General features: G+C 56.5%; 16 protein-coding genes. 15 read left to right on the top strand and 1 reads right to left on the bottom strand.

Annotated elements, in window-relative coordinates:
* Positions 1 to 168: 168 nt before the first annotated feature.
* The 10 genes from cmk (at position 169) to C6A40_RS08775 (ending at position 11,612) form a co-directional block, all read left to right on the top strand.
* Complete coding sequence (cmk, locus tag C6A40_RS08820; RefSeq protein WP_008499967.1) at positions 169 to 852, top strand: (d)CMP kinase; 684 nt, start codon at positions 169 to 171, stop codon at positions 850 to 852.
* Positions 853 to 963: 111 nt separating this feature from the next.
* On the top strand, positions 964 to 2,637 hold the full coding sequence (gene rpsA, locus C6A40_RS08815; protein WP_008499966.1) for a 30S ribosomal protein S1: 1,674 nt from the start codon (positions 964 to 966) through the stop codon (positions 2,635 to 2,637).
* A 170-nt stretch (positions 2,638 to 2,807) separates the two neighbouring features.
* Entirely contained in the window at positions 2,808 to 3,095 is a 288-nt protein-coding gene (gene ihfB, locus C6A40_RS08810; RefSeq protein ID WP_008499965.1) for an integration host factor subunit beta, read from the top strand.
* A 213-nt stretch (positions 3,096 to 3,308) separates the two neighbouring features.
* Positions 3,309 to 5,573: a ComEC family protein gene (locus C6A40_RS08805; RefSeq protein WP_045334142.1), complete on the top strand. Its 2,265-nt coding sequence runs from the start codon at positions 3,309 to 3,311 to the stop codon at positions 5,571 to 5,573.
* 35 nt (positions 5,574 to 5,608) lie between these two features.
* Positions 5,609 to 7,357: a lipid A ABC transporter ATP-binding protein/permease MsbA gene (msbA, locus tag C6A40_RS08800; protein ID WP_008499963.1), complete on the top strand. Its 1,749-nt coding sequence runs from the start codon at positions 5,609 to 5,611 to the stop codon at positions 7,355 to 7,357.
* Positions 7,354 to 8,331, top strand: coding sequence for a tetraacyldisaccharide 4'-kinase (gene lpxK, locus C6A40_RS08795; RefSeq protein WP_023327025.1), 978 nt, complete (start codon positions 7,354 to 7,356; stop codon positions 8,329 to 8,331). Before msbA ends, lpxK begins: the two co-directional genes overlap by 4 nt.
* Positions 8,332 to 8,375: 44 nt before the next feature.
* The gene (locus tag C6A40_RS08790) at positions 8,376 to 9,605 is read left to right on the top strand and encodes a winged helix-turn-helix domain-containing protein (RefSeq protein WP_114191261.1); all 1,230 of its coding nucleotides are present in this window, start codon (positions 8,376 to 8,378) and stop codon (positions 9,603 to 9,605) included.
* Positions 9,606 to 9,650: 45 nt separating this feature from the next.
* Positions 9,651 to 9,833 carry a protein YcaR gene (gene ycaR / locus C6A40_RS08785; RefSeq protein WP_006174474.1) on the top strand — a complete coding sequence of 61 codons (183 nt, stop codon included), beginning with the start codon at positions 9,651 to 9,653 and terminating at the stop codon, positions 9,831 to 9,833.
* Entirely contained in the window at positions 9,830 to 10,576 is a 747-nt protein-coding gene (gene kdsB, locus C6A40_RS08780; RefSeq protein WP_008499959.1) for a 3-deoxy-manno-octulosonate cytidylyltransferase, read from the top strand. The genes ycaR and kdsB overlap by 4 nt, the downstream gene beginning before the upstream one ends.
* 142 nt (positions 10,577 to 10,718) lie before the next feature.
* Entirely contained in the window at positions 10,719 to 11,612 is an 894-nt protein-coding gene (locus C6A40_RS08775; RefSeq protein ID WP_008499958.1) for a YcbJ family phosphotransferase, read from the top strand.
* Here the strand turns inward: C6A40_RS08775 and elyC are convergent.
* A complete protein-coding gene (gene elyC, locus C6A40_RS08770) occupies positions 11,589 to 12,368 on the bottom strand; it encodes an envelope biogenesis factor ElyC (RefSeq protein ID WP_008499957.1) in 780 nt (259 codons plus the stop codon). The genes C6A40_RS08775 and elyC overlap by 24 nt on opposite strands.
* 124 nt (positions 12,369 to 12,492) lie before the next feature.
* Between elyC and cmoM the strand changes: the two genes are divergently transcribed.
* From cmoM to ldtD, 5 genes are all read left to right on the top strand, one after another.
* Positions 12,493 to 13,272 (top strand): tRNA uridine 5-oxyacetic acid(34) methyltransferase CmoM, encoded by a 780-nt coding sequence (cmoM, locus tag C6A40_RS08765; RefSeq protein ID WP_008499956.1) that lies wholly within the window; start codon positions 12,493 to 12,495, stop codon positions 13,270 to 13,272.
* Positions 13,273 to 13,275: 3 nt separating this feature from the next.
* Positions 13,276 to 14,598, top strand: coding sequence for a chromosome partition protein MukF (gene mukF, locus C6A40_RS08760; protein WP_008499955.1), 1,323 nt, complete (start codon positions 13,276 to 13,278; stop codon positions 14,596 to 14,598).
* Positions 14,579 to 15,283, top strand: a complete 705-nt coding sequence (mukE, locus tag C6A40_RS08755) for a chromosome partition protein MukE (protein WP_008499954.1) — start codon at positions 14,579 to 14,581, stop codon at positions 15,281 to 15,283. The genes mukF and mukE overlap by 20 nt, the downstream gene beginning before the upstream one ends.
* Positions 15,283 to 19,734, top strand: coding sequence for a chromosome partition protein MukB (gene mukB, locus C6A40_RS08750; RefSeq protein ID WP_025912942.1), 4,452 nt, complete (start codon positions 15,283 to 15,285; stop codon positions 19,732 to 19,734). Before mukE ends, mukB begins: the two co-directional genes overlap by 1 nt.
* A 178-nt stretch (positions 19,735 to 19,912) precedes the next feature.
* Entirely contained in the window at positions 19,913 to 21,736 is a 1,824-nt protein-coding gene (gene ldtD, locus C6A40_RS08745) for a L,D-transpeptidase (RefSeq protein WP_045334145.1), read from the top strand.
* Positions 21,737 to 21,863: the final 127 nt, after the last annotated feature.

Genomic DNA, 21,863 nt, shown 5'->3' with positions numbered 1-21,863 from the left:
ACCTGATGCGGCATTTCCTTACGCTTCCTGACGAACACTTCCGTTCATTTCTTCTACACTCTGCTTCAATCAATCCGTAATTTGCACGCAAAGGTAACAGTTGCGCACGTTGACGCGTATAATGCGCGGCGTTCATGTAAACGGTATGCCTTATTTAAGGAGAAAAAGATGACGGCAATTGCCCCGGTAATCACCATTGACGGGCCGAGTGGCGCAGGGAAAGGGACTCTGTGCAAAGCGATGGCGGAAGCATTGCAATGGCATCTTTTAGATTCGGGAGCAATCTATCGCGTGCTGGCCTTGGCTGCGCTGCATCATCATGTGGACGTGGCGTCAGAAGAAGCGCTGGTTCCGCTGGCTGCGCATCTTGATGTGCGTTTCGTGTCGACCAATGGCAACCTGGAAGTCATCCTTGAAGGGGAAGACGTGAGCGGGGAAATCCGTACTCAGGAAGTGGCAAATGCGGCCTCTCAGGTAGCGGCCTTCCCGCGCGTTCGTGAGGCGCTGTTACGTCGTCAGCGCGCGTTCCGTGAAGCACCGGGTTTGATCGCGGACGGACGCGATATGGGAACCGTGGTATTCCCTGATGCACCTGTGAAAATTTTCCTTGACGCCTCTTCGGAAGAACGCGCTCAACGCCGCATGCTTCAGTTGCAGGAAAAGGGGTTTAGTGTTAACTTTGATCGCCTTTTATCCGAGATAAAAGAGCGCGATGACCGCGATCGTAACCGCGCCGTCGCCCCACTTGTTCCAGCAGAAGATGCATTAGTTCTGGATTCAACCAGTTTAACTATTGAGCAAGTGATTGAAAAAGCGCTACAATATGCGCGCCAAAAACTGGCACTCGCGTAATCGCGACCGATTTAGCAGTACCCCCGCTGCAATGGATTGACGGCGGGTATGTGAAACAACCCCATCCGGCATGGAGCCAGGTGGACGTTAATATTAACCTGAAGATTAAACATGACTGAATCTTTTGCTCAACTGTTTGAAGAATCCTTAAAAGAAATCGAAACCCGCCCGGGTTCCATCGTTCGCGGTGTTGTTGTTGCTATCGACAAAGACGTAGTACTGGTTGACGCCGGTCTGAAATCTGAGTCCGCCATTCCGGCAGAGCAGTTCAAAAACGCCCAGGGCGAGCTGGAAATCCAGGTTGGCGACGAAGTTGACGTTGCTCTGGACGCAGTAGAAGACGGCTTCGGTGAAACCCTGCTTTCTCGTGAGAAAGCGAAACGTCACGAAGCATGGATCACGCTGGAAAAAGCTTACGAAGAAGCTGAAACTGTGGTCGGTGTTATCAACGGCAAAGTTAAAGGTGGCTTCACTGTTGAGCTGAATGGTATTCGTGCGTTCCTGCCAGGTTCTCTGGTAGACGTTCGTCCAGTTCGTGACACCCTGCACCTGGAAGGCAAAGAGCTTGAGTTCAAAGTAATCAAGCTGGACCAGAAGCGTAACAACGTTGTTGTTTCCCGTCGTGCCGTTATCGAATCCGAAAACAGCGCAGAACGCGATCAGCTGCTGGAAAACCTGCAGGAAGGCATGGAAGTCAAAGGTATCGTTAAGAACCTCACTGACTACGGCGCATTCGTTGACCTGGGCGGCGTTGATGGCCTGCTGCACATCACCGACATGGCGTGGAAACGCGTTAAGCACCCAAGCGAAATCGTGAACGTGGGCGACGAAATCACTGTTAAAGTGCTGAAGTTCGACCGCGAGCGTACTCGTGTATCCCTCGGCCTGAAACAGCTGGGCGAAGATCCATGGGTAGCTATCGCTAAGCGTTACCCAGAAGGGACTAAACTGACTGGTCGCGTAACCAACCTGACTGACTACGGCTGCTTCGTTGAAATCGAAGAAGGCGTTGAAGGTCTGGTGCACGTTTCCGAAATGGACTGGACCAACAAAAACATCCACCCATCCAAAGTTGTTAACGTTGGTGATGTAGTGGAAGTGATGGTTCTGGATATCGACGAAGAACGTCGTCGTATCTCCCTGGGCCTGAAGCAGTGCAAAAACAACCCATGGCAGCAGTTCGCGGAAACCCACAACAAGGGCGACCGTGTTGAAGGTAAAATCAAGTCTATCACTGACTTCGGTATCTTCATTGGCCTGGACGGCGGCATCGATGGCCTGGTTCACCTGTCTGACATCTCCTGGAACGTTGCAGGCGAAGAAGCAGTTCGTGAATACAAAAAAGGCGACGAAATCGCTGCAGTTGTTCTGCAGGTTGACGCAGAGCGTGAGCGTATCTCCCTGGGCGTTAAACAGCTCGCAGAAGATCCGTTCAACAACTGGGTTGCACTGAACAAGAAAGGCGCAATCGTAAACGGTAAAGTCACTGCAGTTGACGCGAAAGGCGCAACCGTAGAACTGGCTGACGGCGTTGAAGGTTACCTGCGCGCTTCTGAAGCTTCCCGTGACCGCGTTGAAGATGCCACTCTGGTTCTGAACGTAGGCGACGACGTTGAAGCTAAGTTCACCGGTGTTGACCGTAAGAACCGTGCAATCAGCCTGTCTGTTCGTGCTAAAGACGAAGCTGATGAGAAAGATGCGATCGCAACTGTTAACAAACAGGAAGATGCAAACTTCTCTAACAACGCAATGGCTGAAGCTTTCAAAGCAGCTAAAGGCGAGTAATATCAGGTTCTCAGCATCATTTGTGCTGTAACGCATTTACAGCGCGCAGGATGAGGAGCAAACTTGACAGATTACAGGATTCGTCCTGTAATCAATAACAAAGGGCGGCTACGGCCGCCCTTGTTTAATGAGCTGTTCAGCTAATTGGTTTGAAAGGAACCGGAGGAATCATGACCAAGTCAGAATTGATTGAAAGACTTGCCAGTCAGCAACCGCATATCCCTGCCAAGGCAGTGGAAGATGCCGTAAAAGAGATGCTGGAGCATATGGCCTCCACTCTTGCCCAGGGCGAGCGCATTGAAATCCGCGGTTTCGGTAGTTTTTCTCTGCACTATCGTGCTCCACGTACCGGGCGTAACCCGAAAACTGGCGATAAAGTCGAACTGGAAGGTAAGTACGTTCCACACTTTAAGCCGGGTAAAGAACTGCGCGATCGCGCCAATATTTACGGCAACTGAGTTTAGCCAGCCGGTTAAACTGGGTTCGAAAGAAAGCACCTGCGGGTGCTTTTTTTGTACCCGTCGCTTTCTTTCTGAAGGTGCCCCGCATTTTCCGTTTCGTTTTCTGCAACCCGTTAAATACCTTGCTGCGCTTGCCGTAAATCGTATTCTTCACACCTGACGACCGCTCAGCCTGCTCGCATACTGCCACCCTGAAACAGGGAGGTAGCAATGGGAATTCCCGCGCTTAGCATCTGCGCCATTCTGGCGATAGTTCCGTTACTCTGGTTACCTGAACTGCCTTCCCCCAACACCGTTTGGGTAATGATGGCTGGCGGGCTAGCGCTTGCTGCATGGCAAAACAGTCGACTGAAGTATGCGGGTATGACGCTGTTATTTTTTGCCTGGGGCATTTTGGCCGCGCAGGAGAGCGTCTGGCCGATGCAGCATTTAACAACGGGGGCCGTGCAGGCTGAGATAGAGCTCACCGCGACCGACGGCGCCACTCAACATCAGGGAAGCATTCTAAGCGTCAATGGCAAGCGCTGGTGGGCCTCTACCGGCGTAACGCTGTATGGCAATTATCTGCCGCAAAAGGCGTGTGCAGGGCAGCGCTGGAGCGTGACGCTCAGGCTCAGGCCTGCACACGGCGAACTCAACGACGGCGGTTATGATTCGCAGCGCAGCGCTTTTGCCCGACATCAAACGCTGAGCGGGCGCTTCACCCGTGCGGAACTCGTCGACGGGCGCTGCAGCCTGCGAGCGCAATATCTGATGTCGCTGCAAAACCGACTGTCGGCTTACCGCTGGGGGGCGGTTATCCTGGGACTGGGAATGGGTGAACGTCTGGATGTGCCCCGGGAAATAAAAGATCTCATGCGGGAAACCGGCACGCTGCATCTGATGGCGATTTCGGGTCTGCATATCGCGCTGGCAGCCTCTCTCGTCTGGTTACTTGCACGTGGACTCCAGTTCTTATTACCCAGCCACCGCGTCCACTGGCAAATGCCTCTCCTTGCCGGGTTGTTCTTTGCTGCTTTCTACGCCTGGCTTACCGGTCTGCAACCGCCTGCGCTGAGGACGATCATCGCCCTTGCGGTGCTTGTTCTGTTGCGGATTACTGGCCGTCAATGGTCTCCCTGGCAGGTTTGGAGCTGCTGCATCGCGGCGATACTGATTAACGATCCCCTGGCCGTACTTTCGCAGAGTCTGGTTCTGTCAGCCTTTGCCGTCGCCGCGCTGATTTTCTGGTTTCAGTGGCTGCCTCTTCCCGACTGGAATTGGACACGACGGATGCGGCCGCTACTGAACCTGATTTATCTGCAGGTCGGGATGTTGCTGCTGCTCATGCCGTTACAGGTTCTGATTTTCCATGGCTTCAGCTTCTCCTCCCTTGTCGCGAATCTCTTTGCCGTTCCCCTGGTAACGTTTGTCTCCGTCCCGCTGATCCTGCTCGGTATGCTGCTCCATTTGCTACCGCTGGCTGCGGTAGAAAGTGCCATCTGGTTTGCCGCCGATAAGTCGCTTGCGGGACTCTTCTGGCTACTGATGCGCCTGCCAGATGGCTGGCAGAATGTCGACCAGCGCTGGCAAGCCCTGGCATTACTGCCGTGGTTGAGTATTATTGCCTGGCGTTTTCGTGCCTGGAAAACCGTTCCTGCCGTTTGTCTTGCAGGCAGTGTCCTGCTGACATTTCCCCTCTGGCGAGCGGCAAAAAGCGAGAGCTGGACGCTGCATATGCTGGACGTGGGGCAGGGGCTGTCCATGGTCATTGAAAGGCAGGGAAAAGCCATTCTCTTTGATACCGGGCTCGCCTGGCCGGACGGAGACAGCGCGCAGCGGTTAATTATTCCCTGGCTTCGCTGGCATCACCTACGACCAGAAGGAGTGATTCTCAGTCATGAACACCTCGACCATGCAGGAGGCCTCGCGTCGTTGCAAAAAGCATGGCCGGACATATGGATAAGAAGCCCGTTACGCAGGACGGGGCACCGCCCTTGTTTTCGTGGGCAGAAATGGGAATGGCAGGAATTAACCTTTACCGTCCACTGGCCTCCTGAAAATTACCCGGCCCAGGGGAATAACCATTCCTGTGTGGTAAAGGTGGACGACGGGGAGCAAAGCGTTCTGCTAACAGGGGACATTGAAGTGCAGGCGGAACAGGCTATGCTTAGCCATTACTGGCGTCATCTGAGGGCCACGCTCATACAGGTCCCCCATCATGGCAGCAATACCTCGTCTTCATTGCCGCTGGTACAGCGGGTGGAAGGACAAATCGCCCTGGATTCTGCGGCCCGTTATAACGCATGGCACTTCCCGTCGGCAAAAGTCGTTCGACGTTATCGAAAAGAGGGGTATATCTGGCACGATACCCCTCATTCAGGACAAATATCGGTGACATTCTCGCAACATCACTGGCAAATCCGGCGCTTGCGAGAGCAAATTTTACCACGTTGGTATCATCAGTGGTTTGGCGCGCCCGTCGATAACGGGTAGAATATGCGGCTATTTCAACAATGCTGGTTTTTTGAATGCATAACGACAAAGATCTCTCCACGTGGCAAACGTTCCGCCGACTCTGGCCGATGATTGCCCCTTTTAAAGCAGGCTTGATCGTGGCGGGTGTAGCGTTAATCCTCAACGCAGCCAGCGATACCTTTATGCTATCGCTTCTCAAACCGTTACTGGACGACGGTTTTGGTAAAACGGATCGCTCAGTGCTGCTATGGATGCCTCTGGTGGTTATCGGACTGATGATCTTACGCGGTATCACCAGCTATATCTCCAGCTACTGCATTTCCTGGGTATCCGGGAAAGTAGTGATGACCATGCGCCGTCGGCTGTTCAGTCACATGATGGGCATGCCGGTTGCGTTCTTTGACAAGCAGTCAACCGGGACGCTGCTGTCGCGGATCACCTACGACTCCGAGCAGGTTGCCTCTTCCTCTTCCAGCGCGCTGATTACCGTTGTGCGCGAGGGCGCCTCGATTATCGGCCTGTTCGTGATGATGTTCTACTACAGCTGGCAGCTGTCGCTCATCCTTATCGTTCTGGCACCGGTGGTTTCTATTGCTATCCGCGTCGTCTCAAAACGCTTCCGTAATATCAGCAAGAATATGCAGAATACGATGGGGCAGGTGACTACCAGTGCAGAGCAGATGCTGAAAGGGCATAAAGAAGTGCTGATTTTTGGTGGTCAGGACGTTGAAACCAAACGCTTTGATAAAGTGAGCAACAAAATGCGTCTGCAGGGGATGAAAATGGTCTCGGCCTCTTCTATCTCCGACCCGATTATTCAGCTGATTGCCTCACTGGCGCTGGCGTTCGTTCTGTATGCGGCAAGCTTCCCGAGCGTCATGGAGACGCTGACGGCGGGTACCATCACCGTGGTCTTCTCCTCAATGATCGCCCTGATGCGTCCTCTGAAATCACTGACAAACGTCAACGCCCAGTTCCAGCGTGGGATGGCGGCCTGTCAGACCCTGTTCAGCATTCTGGATTCCGAGCAGGAAAAAGATGAAGGCAAACGCGTCATTGAGCGCGCGAACGGTGACGTTGAGTTCCGCAATGTGACCTTTACCTATCCTGGTCGTGAAACACCGGCTCTGCGCAATATCAACCTGACCATTCCGGCGGGGAAAACCGTTGCGCTGGTAGGCCGTTCCGGCTCGGGTAAATCGACCATTGCCAGCCTGATCACCCGTTTCTACGACATTGACGAAGGTGAAATTCTGTTAGACGGTCACGATCTGCGGGAGTATACCCTGCAGTCGCTCCGTAACCAGGTGGCGCTGGTCTCCCAGAACGTGCACCTGTTCAACGATACCGTGGCAAACAATATTGCTTATGCACGCACTGAAGAGTACAGCCGCGAGCAGATTGAGAACGCCGCACGTATGGCCTACGCGATGGACTTTATCAACAAGATGGATAACGGTCTGGATACCATCATCGGCGAGAACGGTGTACTGCTCTCCGGTGGGCAGCGTCAGCGTATCGCCATTGCCCGAGCGCTGCTGCGCGATAGCCCGATACTGATCCTGGACGAAGCGACCTCTGCGCTGGATACGGAATCTGAACGCGCGATTCAGTCGGCGCTGGATGAGCTGCAAAAGAACCGCACCTCGCTGGTGATTGCGCACCGTCTGTCGACTATCGAGCAGGCTGATGAAATCGTCGTGGTTGAGGATGGGGTCATTGTTGAACGCGGAAGCCATGCTGATCTGCTGGAACACCGCGGCGTTTACGCTCAGCTTCATAAGATGCAGTTCGGCGAATGATTGCACGCATCTGGTCCGGTGAATCCCCGCTGTGGCTGCTGCTTTTGCCGCTCTCCTGGCTCTACGGCCTGGTGAGCGGCATTATCCGCCTGCTTTATCGTCTTGGGGTGAAGCGGGCCTGGCGCGCGCCGGTGCCCGTTGTGGTTGTCGGTAATCTTACTGCGGGCGGCAACGGCAAAACGCCGGTGGTGATCTGGCTGGTGGAGCAGTTGCAAAAGCGCGGTATATGCCCGGGCGTGGTATCGCGGGGATATGGTGGTAAAGCGGCGCATTACCCGCTGTTGCTGACGGCGGAAACCACGACGGCTGAAGCGGGTGATGAACCGGTATTGATTTTCCAGCGTACTGGCGCCCCTGTTGCGGTCTCCCCGGTGCGCAGCGATGCCGTCCGGGCCCTGCTTGCCGAACATGCGGTACAGATCATTATCACTGACGATGGTCTGCAGCATTATGCCCTGGCGCGAGATAAAGAGATTGTGGTCATCGACGGGGTTCGCCGTTTTGGGAACGGCTGGTGGTTACCTGCCGGACCCATGCGCGAACGCGCTTCGCGTCTGACGTCCGTGGATGCGGTGATCGTGAACGGTGGTGAGGCGAAAACGGGTGAAATCCCGATGCACCTGCAGCCGGGTCTGGCAATCAACCTGGTGACGGGTGAACGCCGGTCGGTTTCAGAGTTGCCTTCACTGGTAGCGATGGCGGGCATTGGTCATCCGCCGCGCTTCTTCGCGACGCTGGAACAGTGTGGTGCCCGGCTGGAAAAACGCGTTCCGCTGGCCGACCACCAGGCGCTGGTGGAAGGGCAGGTCGCTGCCCTGACCGTACCCGGGCAGTCGCTGATCATGACCGAAAAAGATGCGGTGAAATGCCGCGCCTTTGCGAAAGATAACTGGTGGTATCTGCCGGTTGACGCCGAACTCAGCGGTGAGCAGCCGGAACATTTGCTCAAGGAACTGATTGCGTTGGTGCACTAAAGGCTTACGCGGTTCTGGTGGCGCTTTGACTGACAGGAAAACGCATGTCTTTACCGCAACTCTCGCTCTCAGCCGCACGTAATCTCCACCTTGCCGCGCAGGGGCTGCTCAAAAAGCCCCGCCGCCGCGCGCAGCCTGCCGATATTCTCTCTACCGTACAGCGCATGTCGCTACTCCAGATCGACACCATTAATATTGTGGCACGTAGCCCTTACCTGGTGCTGTTCAGCCGCCTGGGGAGCTATCCTTCTCAGTGGCTGGATGAGGCGCTCAGCAAGGGGGACTTGATGGAGTACTGGGCGCACGAAGCCTGCTTCCTTCCCCGCAGCGATTTTGCCCTTGTGCGTCACCGTATGCTTGCGCCGGAAAAGATGGGCTGGAAATACCGGCAGGCGTTGATGCAGGAACATGCGGCTGAAATAGAGCAGCTCATCGCGCATATTCAGGAAAACGGTCCTGTACGCTCCGCCGATTTTGAACACCCGCGCAAAGGTACAAGCGGCTGGTGGGAGTGGAAGCCGCACAAGCGTCATCTCGAAGGCCTGTTTACCTCAGGCAAAGTCATGGTGATTGAGCGGCGTAATTTTCAGCGTGTCTACGACCTCACGCATCGCGTGATGCCCCACTGGGACGACGAGCGCGACCTGCTTACCCAGGAGGCGGCCGAGGCCATTATGTTAGAAAACAGCGCCCGTAGTCTGGGGATTTTTCGCACGCAATGGCTGGCAGATTACTATCGCCTGCGCCAGCCCGCGCTGAAACCGCTGCTGGACATGTGGCAACGCGAACAGCGCGTCATTCCCGTTACCGTGGAAACGCTGGGCGAAATGTGGCTACATGCGGATCTCCTCCCGCTATTGCCTCAGGCCCTGGAGGGGAAACTGCAGGCGACCCACAGCGCGGTATTGTCGCCTTTCGACCCGGTCGTCTGGGACAGAAAACGCGCCGAACAGCTCTTTGATTTCAGCTACCGGCTGGAATGTTATACCCCGGCCCCAAAGCGCCAGTATGGCTACTTTGTTTTACCGCTCCTGCATAAGGGGCAGCTGGTCGGGCGCATGGATGCCAAAATGCACCGCAAGACCGGCACGCTTGAAATCATTGCGCTTTATTTGCAAGAGGGCGTCAGGGTGACGGCGAGCCTGGAAAAAGGGTTAACGTCCGCCATTAGCGAATTCGCGCGCTGGCAGGGGGCCGACGACGTGACGCTGGGCCGGGTACCTGATGGATTGTTTACATCCTGTCGAAGTGGCTGGGAAACAGGCACGCCCTGAAAAAGGAATGTGTTAAGCTTTAGCGATTACCCATACGGAGGAACTATGGATCACCGTTTACTTGAAATTATTGCCTGCCCGGTATGCAACGGCAAACTCTACTACAGCCAGGACAAACAAGAGCTCATTTGCAAGCTGGACAGCCTGGCTTTCCCGCTGCGCGACGGTATTCCGGTATTGCTGGAAAACGAAGCCCGTTCCCTGGTGGCAGAAGAGAGCAAACCATGAGTTTTGTTGTCATTATTCCTGCGCGTTACGCTTCAACCCGTCTGCCGGGTAAGCCGCTGGTGGATATCAATGGCAAGCCGATGATTGTGCATGTCCTTGAGCGTGCGCGTGAATCCGGTGCTGACCGCGTGATTGTTGCCACCGATCATCCGGATGTCGCTCGTGCGGTTGAGGCGGCAGGCGGTGAGGTATGCATGACCCGCGCAGATCACCAGTCCGGCACCGAGCGTCTGGCGGAAGTGGTTGAGAAATGCGGTTTCAGTGATGATACGGTTATCGTAAACGTGCAGGGTGACGAGCCGATGATCCCCGCTGTCATTATCCGTCAGGTGGCCGAAAACCTGGCGCAGCGTCAGGTCGGAATGGCCACGCTGGCGGTACCCATTCATCATGCAGAAGAAGCTTTCAACCCGAATGCGGTGAAGGTCGTCATGGATGCGGAAGGCTATGCGCTCTATTTCTCCCGCGCCACGATCCCGTGGGATCGCGATCGCTTTGCGCTTTCTAAAGAGACCATCGGTGATACCTTCCTGCGTCATATTGGGATCTACGGCTATCGCGCCGGCTTTATTCGCCGCTATGTGGCCTGGGCCCCGAGTCCGCTGGAGCATATCGAAATGCTGGAGCAGCTCCGCGTGCTCTGGTACGGCGAGAAAATTCACGTTGCCGTTGCTGAGGAAGTCCCCGGCACGGGCGTAGACACCCCTGAAGATCTTGAGCGCGTTCGCGCTGAATTGCGTTAATCTTACCGGCATCTCTCCGTTGGGAGAGATGCACTCTCCGGTTTATTTTTCACTTTCTTTTTCCTGATTGATCTCTTCCGGGTGACATCTTCATTAAGGACGCTCATTATAAAAGCAGTAGTCTTAATGGGGGTAATCTCATATGGAACAGCTGCGTGCCGAACTTAGCCATCTGCTGGGTGAAAAGTTAAGCCGGGTCGAATGCGTGAGTGAAAAAGCCGATACCGCGCTCTGGTCGTTGTACGACAGTGAGGGTAACCCAATGCCGCTGATGGCACGGAGTTTCACGTCACCCGGCGTTGCCAGGCAGCTTGCATGGAAAATGTCGATGCTGGCGCGGGAGGGAACCGTGCGTATGCCAACGGTGTACGGCGTGATGACCCATGAGGAACACCCCGGCCCGGACGTACTGCTGATTGAACGTTTACGTGGTGTACCCGTTGAAGCGCCCGCGCGAACGCCGGAACGCTGGGAACAGCTAAAAGACCAGATTGTCGAGGCGCTGCTGGCGTGGCACCGTCAGGATAGCCGCGGACTTGTCGGGCCGGTCGACAGCACTCAGGAAAATCTCTGGCCGCTGTGGTATCGCCAGCGGGTTGAAGTGCTGTGGGGAACGCTTAACCAGTTCAACAATACCGGTTTAACCATGCAGGACAAACGTATTCTCTTTCGCACCCGGGAGTGTTTACCGGCGCTGTTCGAAGGTTTTAACGATAACTGCGTGCTGATCCACGGTAACTTCACCCTGCGCAGTATGCTGAAAGACCCCCGCAGCGATCAGCTTCTGGCGATGGTGGGGCCGGGGATCATGCTCTGGGCTCCGCGCGAATATGAGCTGTTCAGGCTCAGCGACAGCGGGGCGGCGGAAGGTTTACTGTGGCATTACCTTCAACGCGCCCCCGTTGCGGAAGCGTTTCTCTGGCGGCGCTGGCTCTACCTGCTCTGGGACGAAGTTGCGCAGCTGGTTAACACCGGACGCTTTAATCGCGCAAACTTCGATCTGGCGACTAAATCACTCTTGCCCTGGCTCGCCTGAGGAACCTTTCAGCCACTGCCAGAGGCGTCCGAGCGTCTCATAACCGACGCGATCGCTATGCATCAGCCACATAGGGGAGGGGATTACCCGCTCCCACGGATTAAGCGGCGCGTCGATGGCCATCTGGTTCGCCGGTGCGGGAAGCGGGTGCAGGCCCTGTTTTTCAAAGAAAATCATTGCGCGTGGCAGGTGCGAGGCGGAGGTCACCAGTAAGAACGGGGCTTCACCAATCGCCTGCTTCACTGCGGCAGCTTCTTCTTCAGTATCTTTTGGGCTGTCCAATGTGATGATTGAGGAGCGCGGTACGCCGAGTGATTCCGCGACCCGGGCGCCCGCTTCCGCCGTACTCACCGGGTTCGTTTTGGCCGCCGCGCCGGTAAAGATCATTTTTGATCCCGGATTCGCCAGCCAGAGGCGAATGCCTTCGTTTAGCCGCGGCAGGCTGTTGTTGATCAGGTTTGAGCTGGGGGCCCAGTCAGGATCCCAGGTATATCCACCGCCCAGCACAACAATGTACGCCACTTTCTGATTTCCCTGCCATGTCGGGTACCTGTTTTCGATGGGGCGTAACAGACCATCCGCGACCGGCTGCAGGCTCAGCAGCAGCAGGACCAACCAGCCGAACGTGATCAGCGTTTTGCCACTCTTCTGAAAGCGACTGAACCACACCAGCGCCAGCCCCAGCGCGATGATGATGAGCAGCAGCGGAAGGGGAAGCATCATCCCTCCAATGTATTTCTTAAGGGTAAAAAGCATCCTTTTTGGTTCCTTTTTTGACCATATAGCAGGTGATTGACGGTGATATTACACCAGAGAGGTTCATTCTCCGCGCGGGTGTGACAAAATAGCGGTTTTGCAGTTAGCGAGTGGAACTCTCCCAATGCGGGATCGCAATTTTGATGACATCGCGGAAAAGTTTTCGCGCAACATTTATGGCACCACGAAAGGGCAGCTCCGTCAGACGATCCTCTGGCAGGATCTGGACACCATTCTGGCTACCTTTGGTGGTCAAACGTTGCGCGTACTGGATGCCGGAGGCGGTGAAGGGCAGACGGCCATAAAAATGGCGGAACGCGGTCATCACGTCACGCTTTGCGATCTTTCTGCTGAAATGGTCGCCCGCGCGACGCGTGCGGCAGAAGAGAAAGGTGTGAGCGATAACATGCATTTTATACAATGCGCCGCTCAGGACATCGCACAGCATTTGGAAACCCAGGTTGATCTGATATTGTTTCATGCGGTGCTGGAGTGGGTTGCCGATCCGCTAAGCGTGTTACAAACCCTGTGGTCGATGTTGCGCCCGGGCGGCACGCTGTCGTTGATGTTCTACAATGCTAACGGCTTCCTGATGCACAATATGGTTGCGGGAAACTTCGACTATGTTCAGGTCGGGATGCCCAAAAAGAAAAAACGCACGCTTTCCCCGGACTATCCGCGCGATCCACAGCAGGTCTATGGCTGGCTGGAAGCGATTGGCTGGCAGATTGTCGGGAAGACGGGCGTCAGGGTGTTTCATGATTATCTGCGTGAAAAACACAAACAGCGTGACTGTTTTGACACCTTAACAGAATTGGAAACGCGGTATTGCCGCCAGGAGCCTTTTGTCAGCCTTGGCCGCTATATTCACGTCACCGCGCACAAGCCGCAGATGCAAGGATAACCTATGAGTGAATTTTCCCAGACAGTCCCCGAACTGGTTGCCTGGGCCAGGAAAAACGATTTCTCCATCTCGCTGCCGGTAGACAGACTCTCTTTCCTGCTGGCGGTTGCCACGCTGAACGGCGAGCGGCTGGATGGGGAAATGAGCGAGGGTGAACTGGTGGACGCGTTCCGCCATGTCAGTGATGCGTTTGAGCAAACCAGCGAAACCATTAGCGTGCGTGCCAATAACGCAATTAACGATATGGTGCGTCAACGTCTGCTGAACCGCTTTACCAGCGAGCAGGCGGAAGGAAACGCCATCTATCGCCTGACGCCACTGGGCATCGGCATCACCGATTACTACATTCGCCAGCGCGAATTTTCCACGCTGCGTCTGTCCATGCAGCTGTCGATCGTGGCCGGTGAGCTTAAGCGCGCCGCCGATGCGGCAGATGAAGACGGTGACGAATTCCACTGGCACCGAAACGTCTATGCACCGCTGAAATACTCGGTGGCGGAAATCTTCGACAGTATCGATCTGACCCAGCGCCTGATGGACGAACAGCAGCAGCAGGTCAAAGACGATATCGCACAGCTGCTGAATAAAGACTGGCGTGCAGCCATCTCAAGCTGTGAACTTCTGCTGTCAGAAACCTCCGGTACGCTGCGTGAGCTGCAGGATACGCTGGAAGCCGCAGGGGATAAGCTGCAGGCGAACCTGCTGCGCATCCAGGACGCGACGCTGGCACACGACGATCTGCACTTTATCGACCGTCTGGTGTTCGACCTGCAGAGTAAACTGGACCGCATCATCAGCTGGGGCCAGCAGTCGATCGACCTGTGGATCGGCTACGACCGACACGTGCATAAATTTATCCGTACCGCGATCGATATGGATAAAAACCGCGTCTTTGCCCAGCGTCTGCGCCAGTCGGTGCAGACCTATTTCGATGCGCCGTGGGCGCTGACCTACGCCAATGCCGATCGTCTGCTGGATATGCGCGACGAAGAGATGGCATTGCGTGATGAAGAGGTAACCGGTGAACTGCCGCCGGATCTGGAATACGAAGAATTTAACGAAATTCGCGAGCAGCTTGCGGCGATGATCGAAGAACAGCTCGCGGTCTACAAAACCAGACAAGCTCCGCTGGATCTGGGGCTCGTGGTGCGCGACTATCTGGCGCAATATCCTCGCGCGCGCCACTTCGACGTTGCCCGCATTGTGGTAGACCAGGCGGTTCGCCTGGGTATCGCGCAAGCCGATTTCACCGGACTGCCGCCGAAGTGGCAGCCAATTAACGATTACGGAGCCAAGGTACAGGCGCATGTCATTGACAAATATTGAACAAGTGATGCCGGTTAAGCTGGCACAGGCGCTGGCGAATCCGTTATTTCCGGCGCTGGACAGCCAGCTGCGTGCCGGTCGTCACATTGGCTTAGACGAGCTGGATAATCACGCCTTTTTGATGGACTTCCAGGAGTACCTGGAAGAGTTTTACGCCCGCTACAACGTGGAGCTTATCCGCGCGCCGGAAGGGTTTTTCTACCTGCGCCCGCGCTCCACGACGCTGATTCCGCGTTCCGTGCTCTCCGAGCTGGATATGATGGTCGGCAAAATTCTCTGCTACCTCTACCTCAGCCCGGAACGTCTGGCGAATGAAGGGATCTTCACCCAGCAGGAACTTTACGACGAGCTGTTGACGCTGGCAGATGAGAGCAAGCTGCTCAAGCTGGTGAACAACCGCTCCACGGGGTCGGATCTCGATCGTCAGAAATTACAGGAAAAAGTCCGCTCTTCCCTGAACCGTCTGCGTCGTCTGGGGATGGTCTGGTTTATGGGGCACGACAGCAGCAAATTCCGCATTACGGAATCTGTCTTCCGCTTCGGCGCCGACGTGCGTGCGGGCGATGACGCGCGTGAAGCGCAGCTTCGCATGATCCGCGACGGTGAAGCGATGCCGGTGGAAAACCATTTGCAGCTCAATGATGAGCATGAAGAGAATCTGCCGGATAGCGGGGAGGAAGAGTAATGATTGAACGCGGTAAATTTCGCTCACTGACGCTGATTAACTGGAACGGCTTCTTTGCCCGAACGTTCGATCTGGATGAGCTGGTGACGACGCTCTCCGGCGGTAACGGGGCGGGTAAATCCACCACCATGGCGGCGTTTGTCACGGCGCTGATCCCTGATCTGACGCTGCTTCACTTCCGTAACACCACCGAAGCGGGGGCCACAAGCGGTTCCCGTGATAAAGGCCTGCACGGTAAGCTGAAGGCCGGCGTCTGTTATTCGGTTCTGGACGTCATTAACTCCCGCCATCAGCGCGTGGTGGTGGGCGTACGCCTGCAGCAGGTTGCCGGTCGCGACCGTAAAGTCGACATTAAACCGTTCGCCATCCAGGGGCTGCCAACGTCTGTGCAGCCGACGGCGCTGCTGACGGAAACCCTGAACGAGCGCCAGGCGCGCGTGCTGACGCTGCAGGAGCTGAAAGATAAGCTCGAAGCGATCGAAGGCGTGCAGTTCAAACAGTTCAACTCGATTACAGACTACCACTCGCTGATGTTCGATCTCGGCGTGGTGGCGCGTCGTCTGCGTACCGCATCAGACCGTAGCAAATACTACCGCCTGATCGAAGCGTCCCTGTACGGCGGTATCTCCAGCGCCATTACCCGCTCCCTGCGCGACTACCTGCTGCCGGAAAACAGCGGCGTGCGTAAGGCCTTCCAGGACATGGAGGCGGCGCTGCGTGAAAACCGCATGACGCTGGAAGCGATTCGCGTGACCCAGTCTGACCGCGATCTGTTTAAACACCTGATCAGCGAAGCCACTAACTACGTGGCGGCGGACTACATGCGCCACGCCAACGAGCGCCGCGTCCACCTCGATCAGGCATTAGAATACCGCCGCGAGCTGTTTACCTCCCGCAAACAGCTGGTGGCCGAGCAGTACAAGCACGTCGAAATGGCGCGCGAGCTCGGTGAGCACAACGGTGCTGAAGGTGACCTGGAAGCCGATTACCAGGCCGCCAGCGATCACCTGAACCTGGTGCAGACCGCGCTGCGTCAGCAGGAGAAAATCGAGCGCTATGAAGCGGACCTCGACGAGCTGCAAATTCGTCTTGAAGAGCAAAATGAAGTGGTGGCCGAAGCCGCCGAGATGCAGGAAGAGAACGAAGCCCGCGCCGAAGCGGCCGAGCTGGAAGTGGATGAGCTGAAAAGCCAGCTTGCCGATTATCAGCAGGCGCTGGACGTGCAGCAGACGCGCGCGATCCAGTACACCCAGGCACTGCAGGCCTTACAGCGCGCGAAAGAGCTGTGCCATCTGCCAGACCTGACGCCGGAAAGCGCCGACGAGTGGCTGGATACCTTCCAGGCCAAAGAGCAGGAAGCCACTGAGAAACTGCTGTCCCTCGAACAGAAAATGAGCGTCGCCCAAACGGCGCACAGCCAGTTTGAGCAGGCCTATCAGCTGGTTGTGGCGATTAACGGCCCGCTGGCGCGTAACGAAGCCTGGGACGTTGCCCGCGAGCTGCTGCGTGACGGCGTGAACCAGCGCCATCTGGCCGAGCAGGTTCAGCCGCTGCGTATGCGTCTGAACGAGCTGGAACAGCGCCTGCGCGAGCAGCAGGAGGCCGAGCGTCTGCTGGCCGAATTCTGCAAGCGTCAGGGCAAACATTACGATTTTGACGAGCTTGAGGCCCTGCATCAGGAACTCGAGGCGCGTATCGCTGCGCTTTCAGACACGGTTTCCAGCGCCAGCGAACAGCGTATGACCCTGCGTCAGGAGCTGGAACAGCTTCAGTCCCGTTCGCAAGCGCTTCTGCAGCGTGCCCCGGTCTGGCTGGCGGCCCAGAGCAGCCTTAACCAGCTCAGTGAGCAGTGCGGCGAGCAGTTCGAATCCAGCCAGGAAGTGACCGAATACCTGCAGCAGCTGCTGGAGCGCGAGCGCGAGGCGATTGTTGAGCGTGATGAAGTGGGCGCGCGCAAGCGTGACGTCGACGAAGAAATTGAGCGCTTAAGCCAGCCGGGCGGTGCGGAAGACCCGCGTCTCAATGCCCTGGCGGAGCGTTTTGGCGGCGTACTGCTGTCTGAGATTTACGACGATGTCGGCCTGGACGATGCGCCTTACTTCTCGGCACTGTATGGCCCGTCGCGTAACGCGATCGTGGTGCCGGATCTGTCGCTGATTTCTGAGCAGCTTGCCGGTCTGGAAGATTGCCCGGAAGATCTCTACCTGATCGAAGGGGATCCGCAGTCGTTCGATGACAGCGTGTTCAGCGTCGACGAGCTGGAAAAAGCGGTGGTGGTGAAAATCGCCGACCGTCAGTGGCGCTATTCCCGCTTCCCGGAACTGCCGCTGTTTGGCCGCGCCGCGCGTGAAAGCCGCATCGAAAGCCTGCACGCCGAGCGTGAGACGCTGTCTGAACGTTTTGCGACGCTGTCGTTTGACGTGCAGAAAACCCAGCGCCTGCATCAGGCGTTTAGCCGCTTTATCGGCAGCCATCTGGCCGTGGCCTTCGAAGCCGACCCTGAAGCGGAAATTCGCAAACTCAATACCCGCCGTGGCGAGCTGGAGCGGGCGATTGCCAGTCATGAAAGCGACAACCAGCAGAGTCGCGTCCAGTTCGAGCAGGCAAAAGAGGGCGTCGCGGCCCTTAACCGTATTCTGCCGCGTCTGAATCTGCTGGCAGACGACACGCTGGCCGACCGCGTGGATGAGATCCAGGAGCGTCTGGATGAAGCGCAGGAAGCCGCGCGCTTCGTGCAGCAGCACGGCAATCAGCTGGCGAAGCTGGAGCCGGTTGTCTCTGTCCTGCAGAGCGACCCGGAACAGTTCGAGCAGTTAAAAGAAGATTATGCCTGGTCACAGCAGGTGCAGCGCGAAGCGCGTCAGCAGGCGTTTGCCCTGACGGAAGTGGTGCAGCGTCGCGCCCATTTCGGCTACTCCGATTCGGCGGAAATGCTGAGCGGTAACAGCGATCTGAATGAAAAGCTGCGTCAGCGCCTTGAGCAGGCGGAAGCGGAGCGTACCCGCGCCCGCGAAGCGATGCGCAGCCACTCCGCTCAGCTGAACCAGTACAACCAGGTGCTGGCCTCGCTGAAAAGCTCCTTCGACACCAAGAAAGAGCTGTTAAACGACCTGCAGAAAGAGCTTCAGGATATCGGCGTTCGTGCCGACAGCGGGGCGGAAGAGCGCGCGCGCATTCGTCGTGACGAGCTGCATGCTCAGCTCAGCAATAACCGCGCGCGTCGCAATCAGCTGGAAAAAGCGCTGACCTTCTGCGAAGCAGAAATGGATAACCTGACCCGTCGCCTGCGCAAGCTGGAGCGCGACTACTTTGAGATGCGCGAGCAGGTCGTGACCGCCAAGGCAGGCTGGTGCGCGGTAATGCGCATGGTGAAAGACAATAACGTTGAGCGTCGTCTGCACCGTCGCGAGCTGGCGTATCTCTCTGCCGATGAGCTGCGTTCCATGTCGGATAAGGCGCTGGGTGCGCTGCGTCTGGCGGTGGCGGATAACGAACACCTGCGCGACGTGCTGCGTATGTCGGAGGATCCGAAACGCCCTGAACGTAAAATCCAGTTCTTTGTGGCGGTTTACCAGCACCTGCGCGAGCGTATTCGTCAGGACATTATCCGTACCGACGATCCGGTCGAAGCCATTGAGCAGATGGAAATCGAGCTGGGGCGTCTGACGGAAGAGCTGACCTCTCGCGAGCAGAAGCTGGCGATCAGCTCCCGCAGCGTGGCGAATATCATCCGCAAAACCATTCAGCGCGAGCAGAACCGTATCCGCCAGCTCAACCAGGGTCTGCAGAGCGTGTCGTTTGGCCAGGTGAACAGCGTGCGCCTCAACGTTAACGTGCGCGAAGCGCATGCCACCCTGCTGGAAGTGCTGTCTGAGCAGCACGAACAGCATCAGGATCTGTTCAACAGTAACCGTCTGACCTTCTCTGAAGCGCTGGCGAAACTGTATCAGCGCCTGAACCCGCAGATTGATATGGGCCAGCGTACGCCGCAAACCATCGGTGAAGAGCTGCTGGATTACCGTAACTACCTGGAAATGGAGGTAGAGGTTAACCGTGGTTCAGACGGCTGGCTGCGTGCGGAATCCGGGGCGCTCTCAACCGGTGAAGCGATCGGTACCGGTATGTCAATTCTGGTGATGGTGGTACAGAGCTGGGAAGACGAAGCGCGTCGCCTGCGCGGCAAAGACATCTCACCATGCCGACTGCTGTTCCTGGATGAGGCTGCGCGTCTTGATGCGCGCTCCATTGCCACGCTGTTTGAGCTTTGCGAACGTCTCGATATGCAGCTCATCATTGCGGCACCGGAAAACATCAGTCCTGAAAAAGGGACAACCTACAAGCTGGTGCGTAAAGTGTTCCAGAACAGCGAACACGTCCACGTTGTGGGGCTGCGTGGCTTTGCGCCGCAGCCGCCAGAGTCACTGCCAGAAACCACGGCGGACGCTTCCTGACGCGTTTTCCGATCCGAAGCGGCGCTCTGGCGCCGCTTTTTTTTTAAACTTAACTTGTGCTTAGGGCTGCGTTATCTTTAAACTTCTTTACATAAGGTAAGGCAACAGCTTAGCCGTCTACCTATAATGAAAGAAAGCCCCAACGTGATGGGCATGTCGTGAAAACAGGGGGCAAGGGATGTTGCTTAAGAAAGAATGTGGTCGTCAGCTGTCGGCGCTAAGTCTATGCCTGGCAGTGATGTTTGCTCCACTGTTAACCGCCCAGGCCGACGAGCCTGAAATTGTGCCGACTGACAGCTCGGCAACGACAGGCTCGCAGCCTACGTCGTTGTCCCAGCCGCTGGAGCAATCTCCGGCGACGGCTATCATGGCCGGTATTAAGCCGCTGCCGGAAGGCATCGACGCCGAATCGCTCAGCCAGCAGCTGCAGTCGGGGCTGCCGTCAGGCTACACGCCTGTCTATCTCAATCAGCTCACGCTGCTTTATGCCGCCCGCGATATGAAACCGATGTGGGAAAACCGCGATGCCGTGCGCGCCTTCCAGCAACAGCTGGCGGAGGTCGCAATTGCAGGGTTTCAGCCGCAGTTTACAAAGTGGGTTGAACTGTTAACCGATCCTGCCGTAACAGGGCAGGCGAGAGATGTGGTGCTTTCCGATGCCATGATGGGTTACCTGCAGTTCGTGGCGGGTATTCCGGTCAATGGCAACCGCTGGCTGTACAGCGATAAGCCGTATAAGCTCGCGACGCCAGCGCTGTCGGTGATTAACCAGTGGCAGTTAGCCCTCGATAATGGCGAACTGCCGCGCTTTATTGCCAGCCTCGCACCGGCGCATCCACAATACGCCACGCTTCACCAGTCGCTCCTCGCGCTGGTGGGCGACTCGCGCCCATGGCCGCAGATGCGCGGCGCCGCGACGCTGCGTCCGGGGCAGTGGAGCAGCGATGTGCCTGCTCTGCGCGAGATCCTGACGCGCTCGGGTCTTCTTGAAGGCGGGCCACATATCGCCCTGCCAGGCGACGATCCGCAAAACGCGGCGGTCAGCCCGTCAGCGCCCGTGAAAGAGAAAAAAGCGATTGCCGTCAGCAATAAACCCGCAGCATACGATCGCGAGCTGGTTGCGGCAGTGAAGCAATTCCAGGCCGCTCAGGGACTGGGAGCCGATGGCGTCATTGGCCAGACGACGCGAGACTGGCTGAACGTATCGCCTGCGCAGCGGGCAGGGGTGCTGGCGCTCAATATCCAGCGTTTGCGCCTGCTGCCGGGAACCCTTTCTACCGGCATTATGGTTAACATTCCGGCGTATTCCCTGGTCTATTACCAGGACGGTAGCGAAAAACTGGCGTCGCGCGTGATTGTCGGGCGTCCGGATCGCAAAACACCGATGATGAGCAGCGCGCTCAATAACGTAGTCGTTAACCCGCCGTGGAACGTGCCGCCGACGCTGGCGCGTAAAGACATTCTGCCGAAGGTCTGGAACGATCCGGGTTATCTGGAACGTCATGGCTATACGGTGATGCGTGGATGGAACAGTAAAGAGGCTATCGATCCTTATATGGTCGACTGGTCGACAATCACGGCTTCTAATCTGCCGTTCCGTTTCCAGCAGGCACCCGGGGCGCATAACTCTTTAGGGCGTTACAAATTCAATATGCCGAGTTCTGACGCTATCTATCTGCACGATACGCCGAACCACAACCTGTTCCAGAAAGATACGCGCGCGCTGAGTTCTGGCTGCGTGCGCGTGAACAAAGCCTCGGAGCTGGCCAATATGCTGCTGCAGGATGCGGGCTGGAACGATACGCGCATTTCGGATGCCCTGAAGCAGGGGGATACGCGTTATGTTAATATTCGACACAATATTCCGGTCAATCTTTACTATCTGACGGCGTTTGTTGGCGAAGACGGGCGGACTCAGTACCGTACAGATATTTACAATTATGATCTCACCGCGCGATCCGGCGCACAAATTTTGCCAAAAGCGGAACAATTAATCAGGTAAATGAAGCAGTTCGGGAAAAATGATTGTCGTAAGTTAGGGTGAATAAGGGGCTATATCGCTACAAGCCGCGTATTCACTGGGGTTGGGCGCCTTGACGTACCCGGTTTTGCCAGTTAAGGTGCCCTTC

Source organism: Enterobacter sp. GER_MD16_1505_Eko_090 (assembly GCF_003331015.1).
GTDB classification, from domain to species: domain Bacteria; phylum Pseudomonadota; class Gammaproteobacteria; order Enterobacterales; family Enterobacteriaceae; genus Enterobacter; species Enterobacter roggenkampii.
The sequence above is the reverse complement of the archived record's forward strand: the minus strand, read 5'-3'. Positions and strand labels throughout refer to the sequence as shown.

Coding starts and splice junctions, on each gene's coding strand:
- ldtD (WP_045334145.1), top strand. CDS start 19,913: ATGTTGCTTAAGAAAGAATGTGGTCGTCAGCTGTCGGCGCTAAGTCTA.
- mukF (WP_008499955.1), top strand. CDS start 13,276: ATGAGTGAATTTTCCCAGACAGTCCCCGAACTGGTTGCCTGGGCCAGG.
- C6A40_RS08790 (WP_114191261.1), top strand. CDS start 8,376: ATGTCTTTACCGCAACTCTCGCTCTCAGCCGCACGTAATCTCCACCTT.
- mukB (WP_025912942.1), top strand. CDS start 15,283: ATGATTGAACGCGGTAAATTTCGCTCACTGACGCTGATTAACTGGAAC.
- kdsB (WP_008499959.1), top strand. CDS start 9,830: ATGAGTTTTGTTGTCATTATTCCTGCGCGTTACGCTTCAACCCGTCTG.
- ihfB (WP_008499965.1), top strand. CDS start 2,808: ATGACCAAGTCAGAATTGATTGAAAGACTTGCCAGTCAGCAACCGCAT.
- rpsA (WP_008499966.1), top strand. CDS start 964: ATGACTGAATCTTTTGCTCAACTGTTTGAAGAATCCTTAAAAGAAATC.
- lpxK (WP_023327025.1), top strand. CDS start 7,354: ATGATTGCACGCATCTGGTCCGGTGAATCCCCGCTGTGGCTGCTGCTT.
- ycaR (WP_006174474.1), top strand. CDS start 9,651: ATGGATCACCGTTTACTTGAAATTATTGCCTGCCCGGTATGCAACGGC.
- cmoM (WP_008499956.1), top strand. CDS start 12,493: ATGCGGGATCGCAATTTTGATGACATCGCGGAAAAGTTTTCGCGCAAC.
- C6A40_RS08805 (WP_045334142.1), top strand. CDS start 3,309: ATGGGAATTCCCGCGCTTAGCATCTGCGCCATTCTGGCGATAGTTCCG.
- mukE (WP_008499954.1), top strand. CDS start 14,579: ATGTCATTGACAAATATTGAACAAGTGATGCCGGTTAAGCTGGCACAG.
- cmk (WP_008499967.1), top strand. CDS start 169: ATGACGGCAATTGCCCCGGTAATCACCATTGACGGGCCGAGTGGCGCA.
- elyC (WP_008499957.1), bottom strand. CDS start 12,368: ATGCTTTTTACCCTTAAGAAATACATTGGAGGGATGATGCTTCCCCTT.
- C6A40_RS08775 (WP_008499958.1), top strand. CDS start 10,719: ATGGAACAGCTGCGTGCCGAACTTAGCCATCTGCTGGGTGAAAAGTTA.
- msbA (WP_008499963.1), top strand. CDS start 5,609: ATGCATAACGACAAAGATCTCTCCACGTGGCAAACGTTCCGCCGACTC.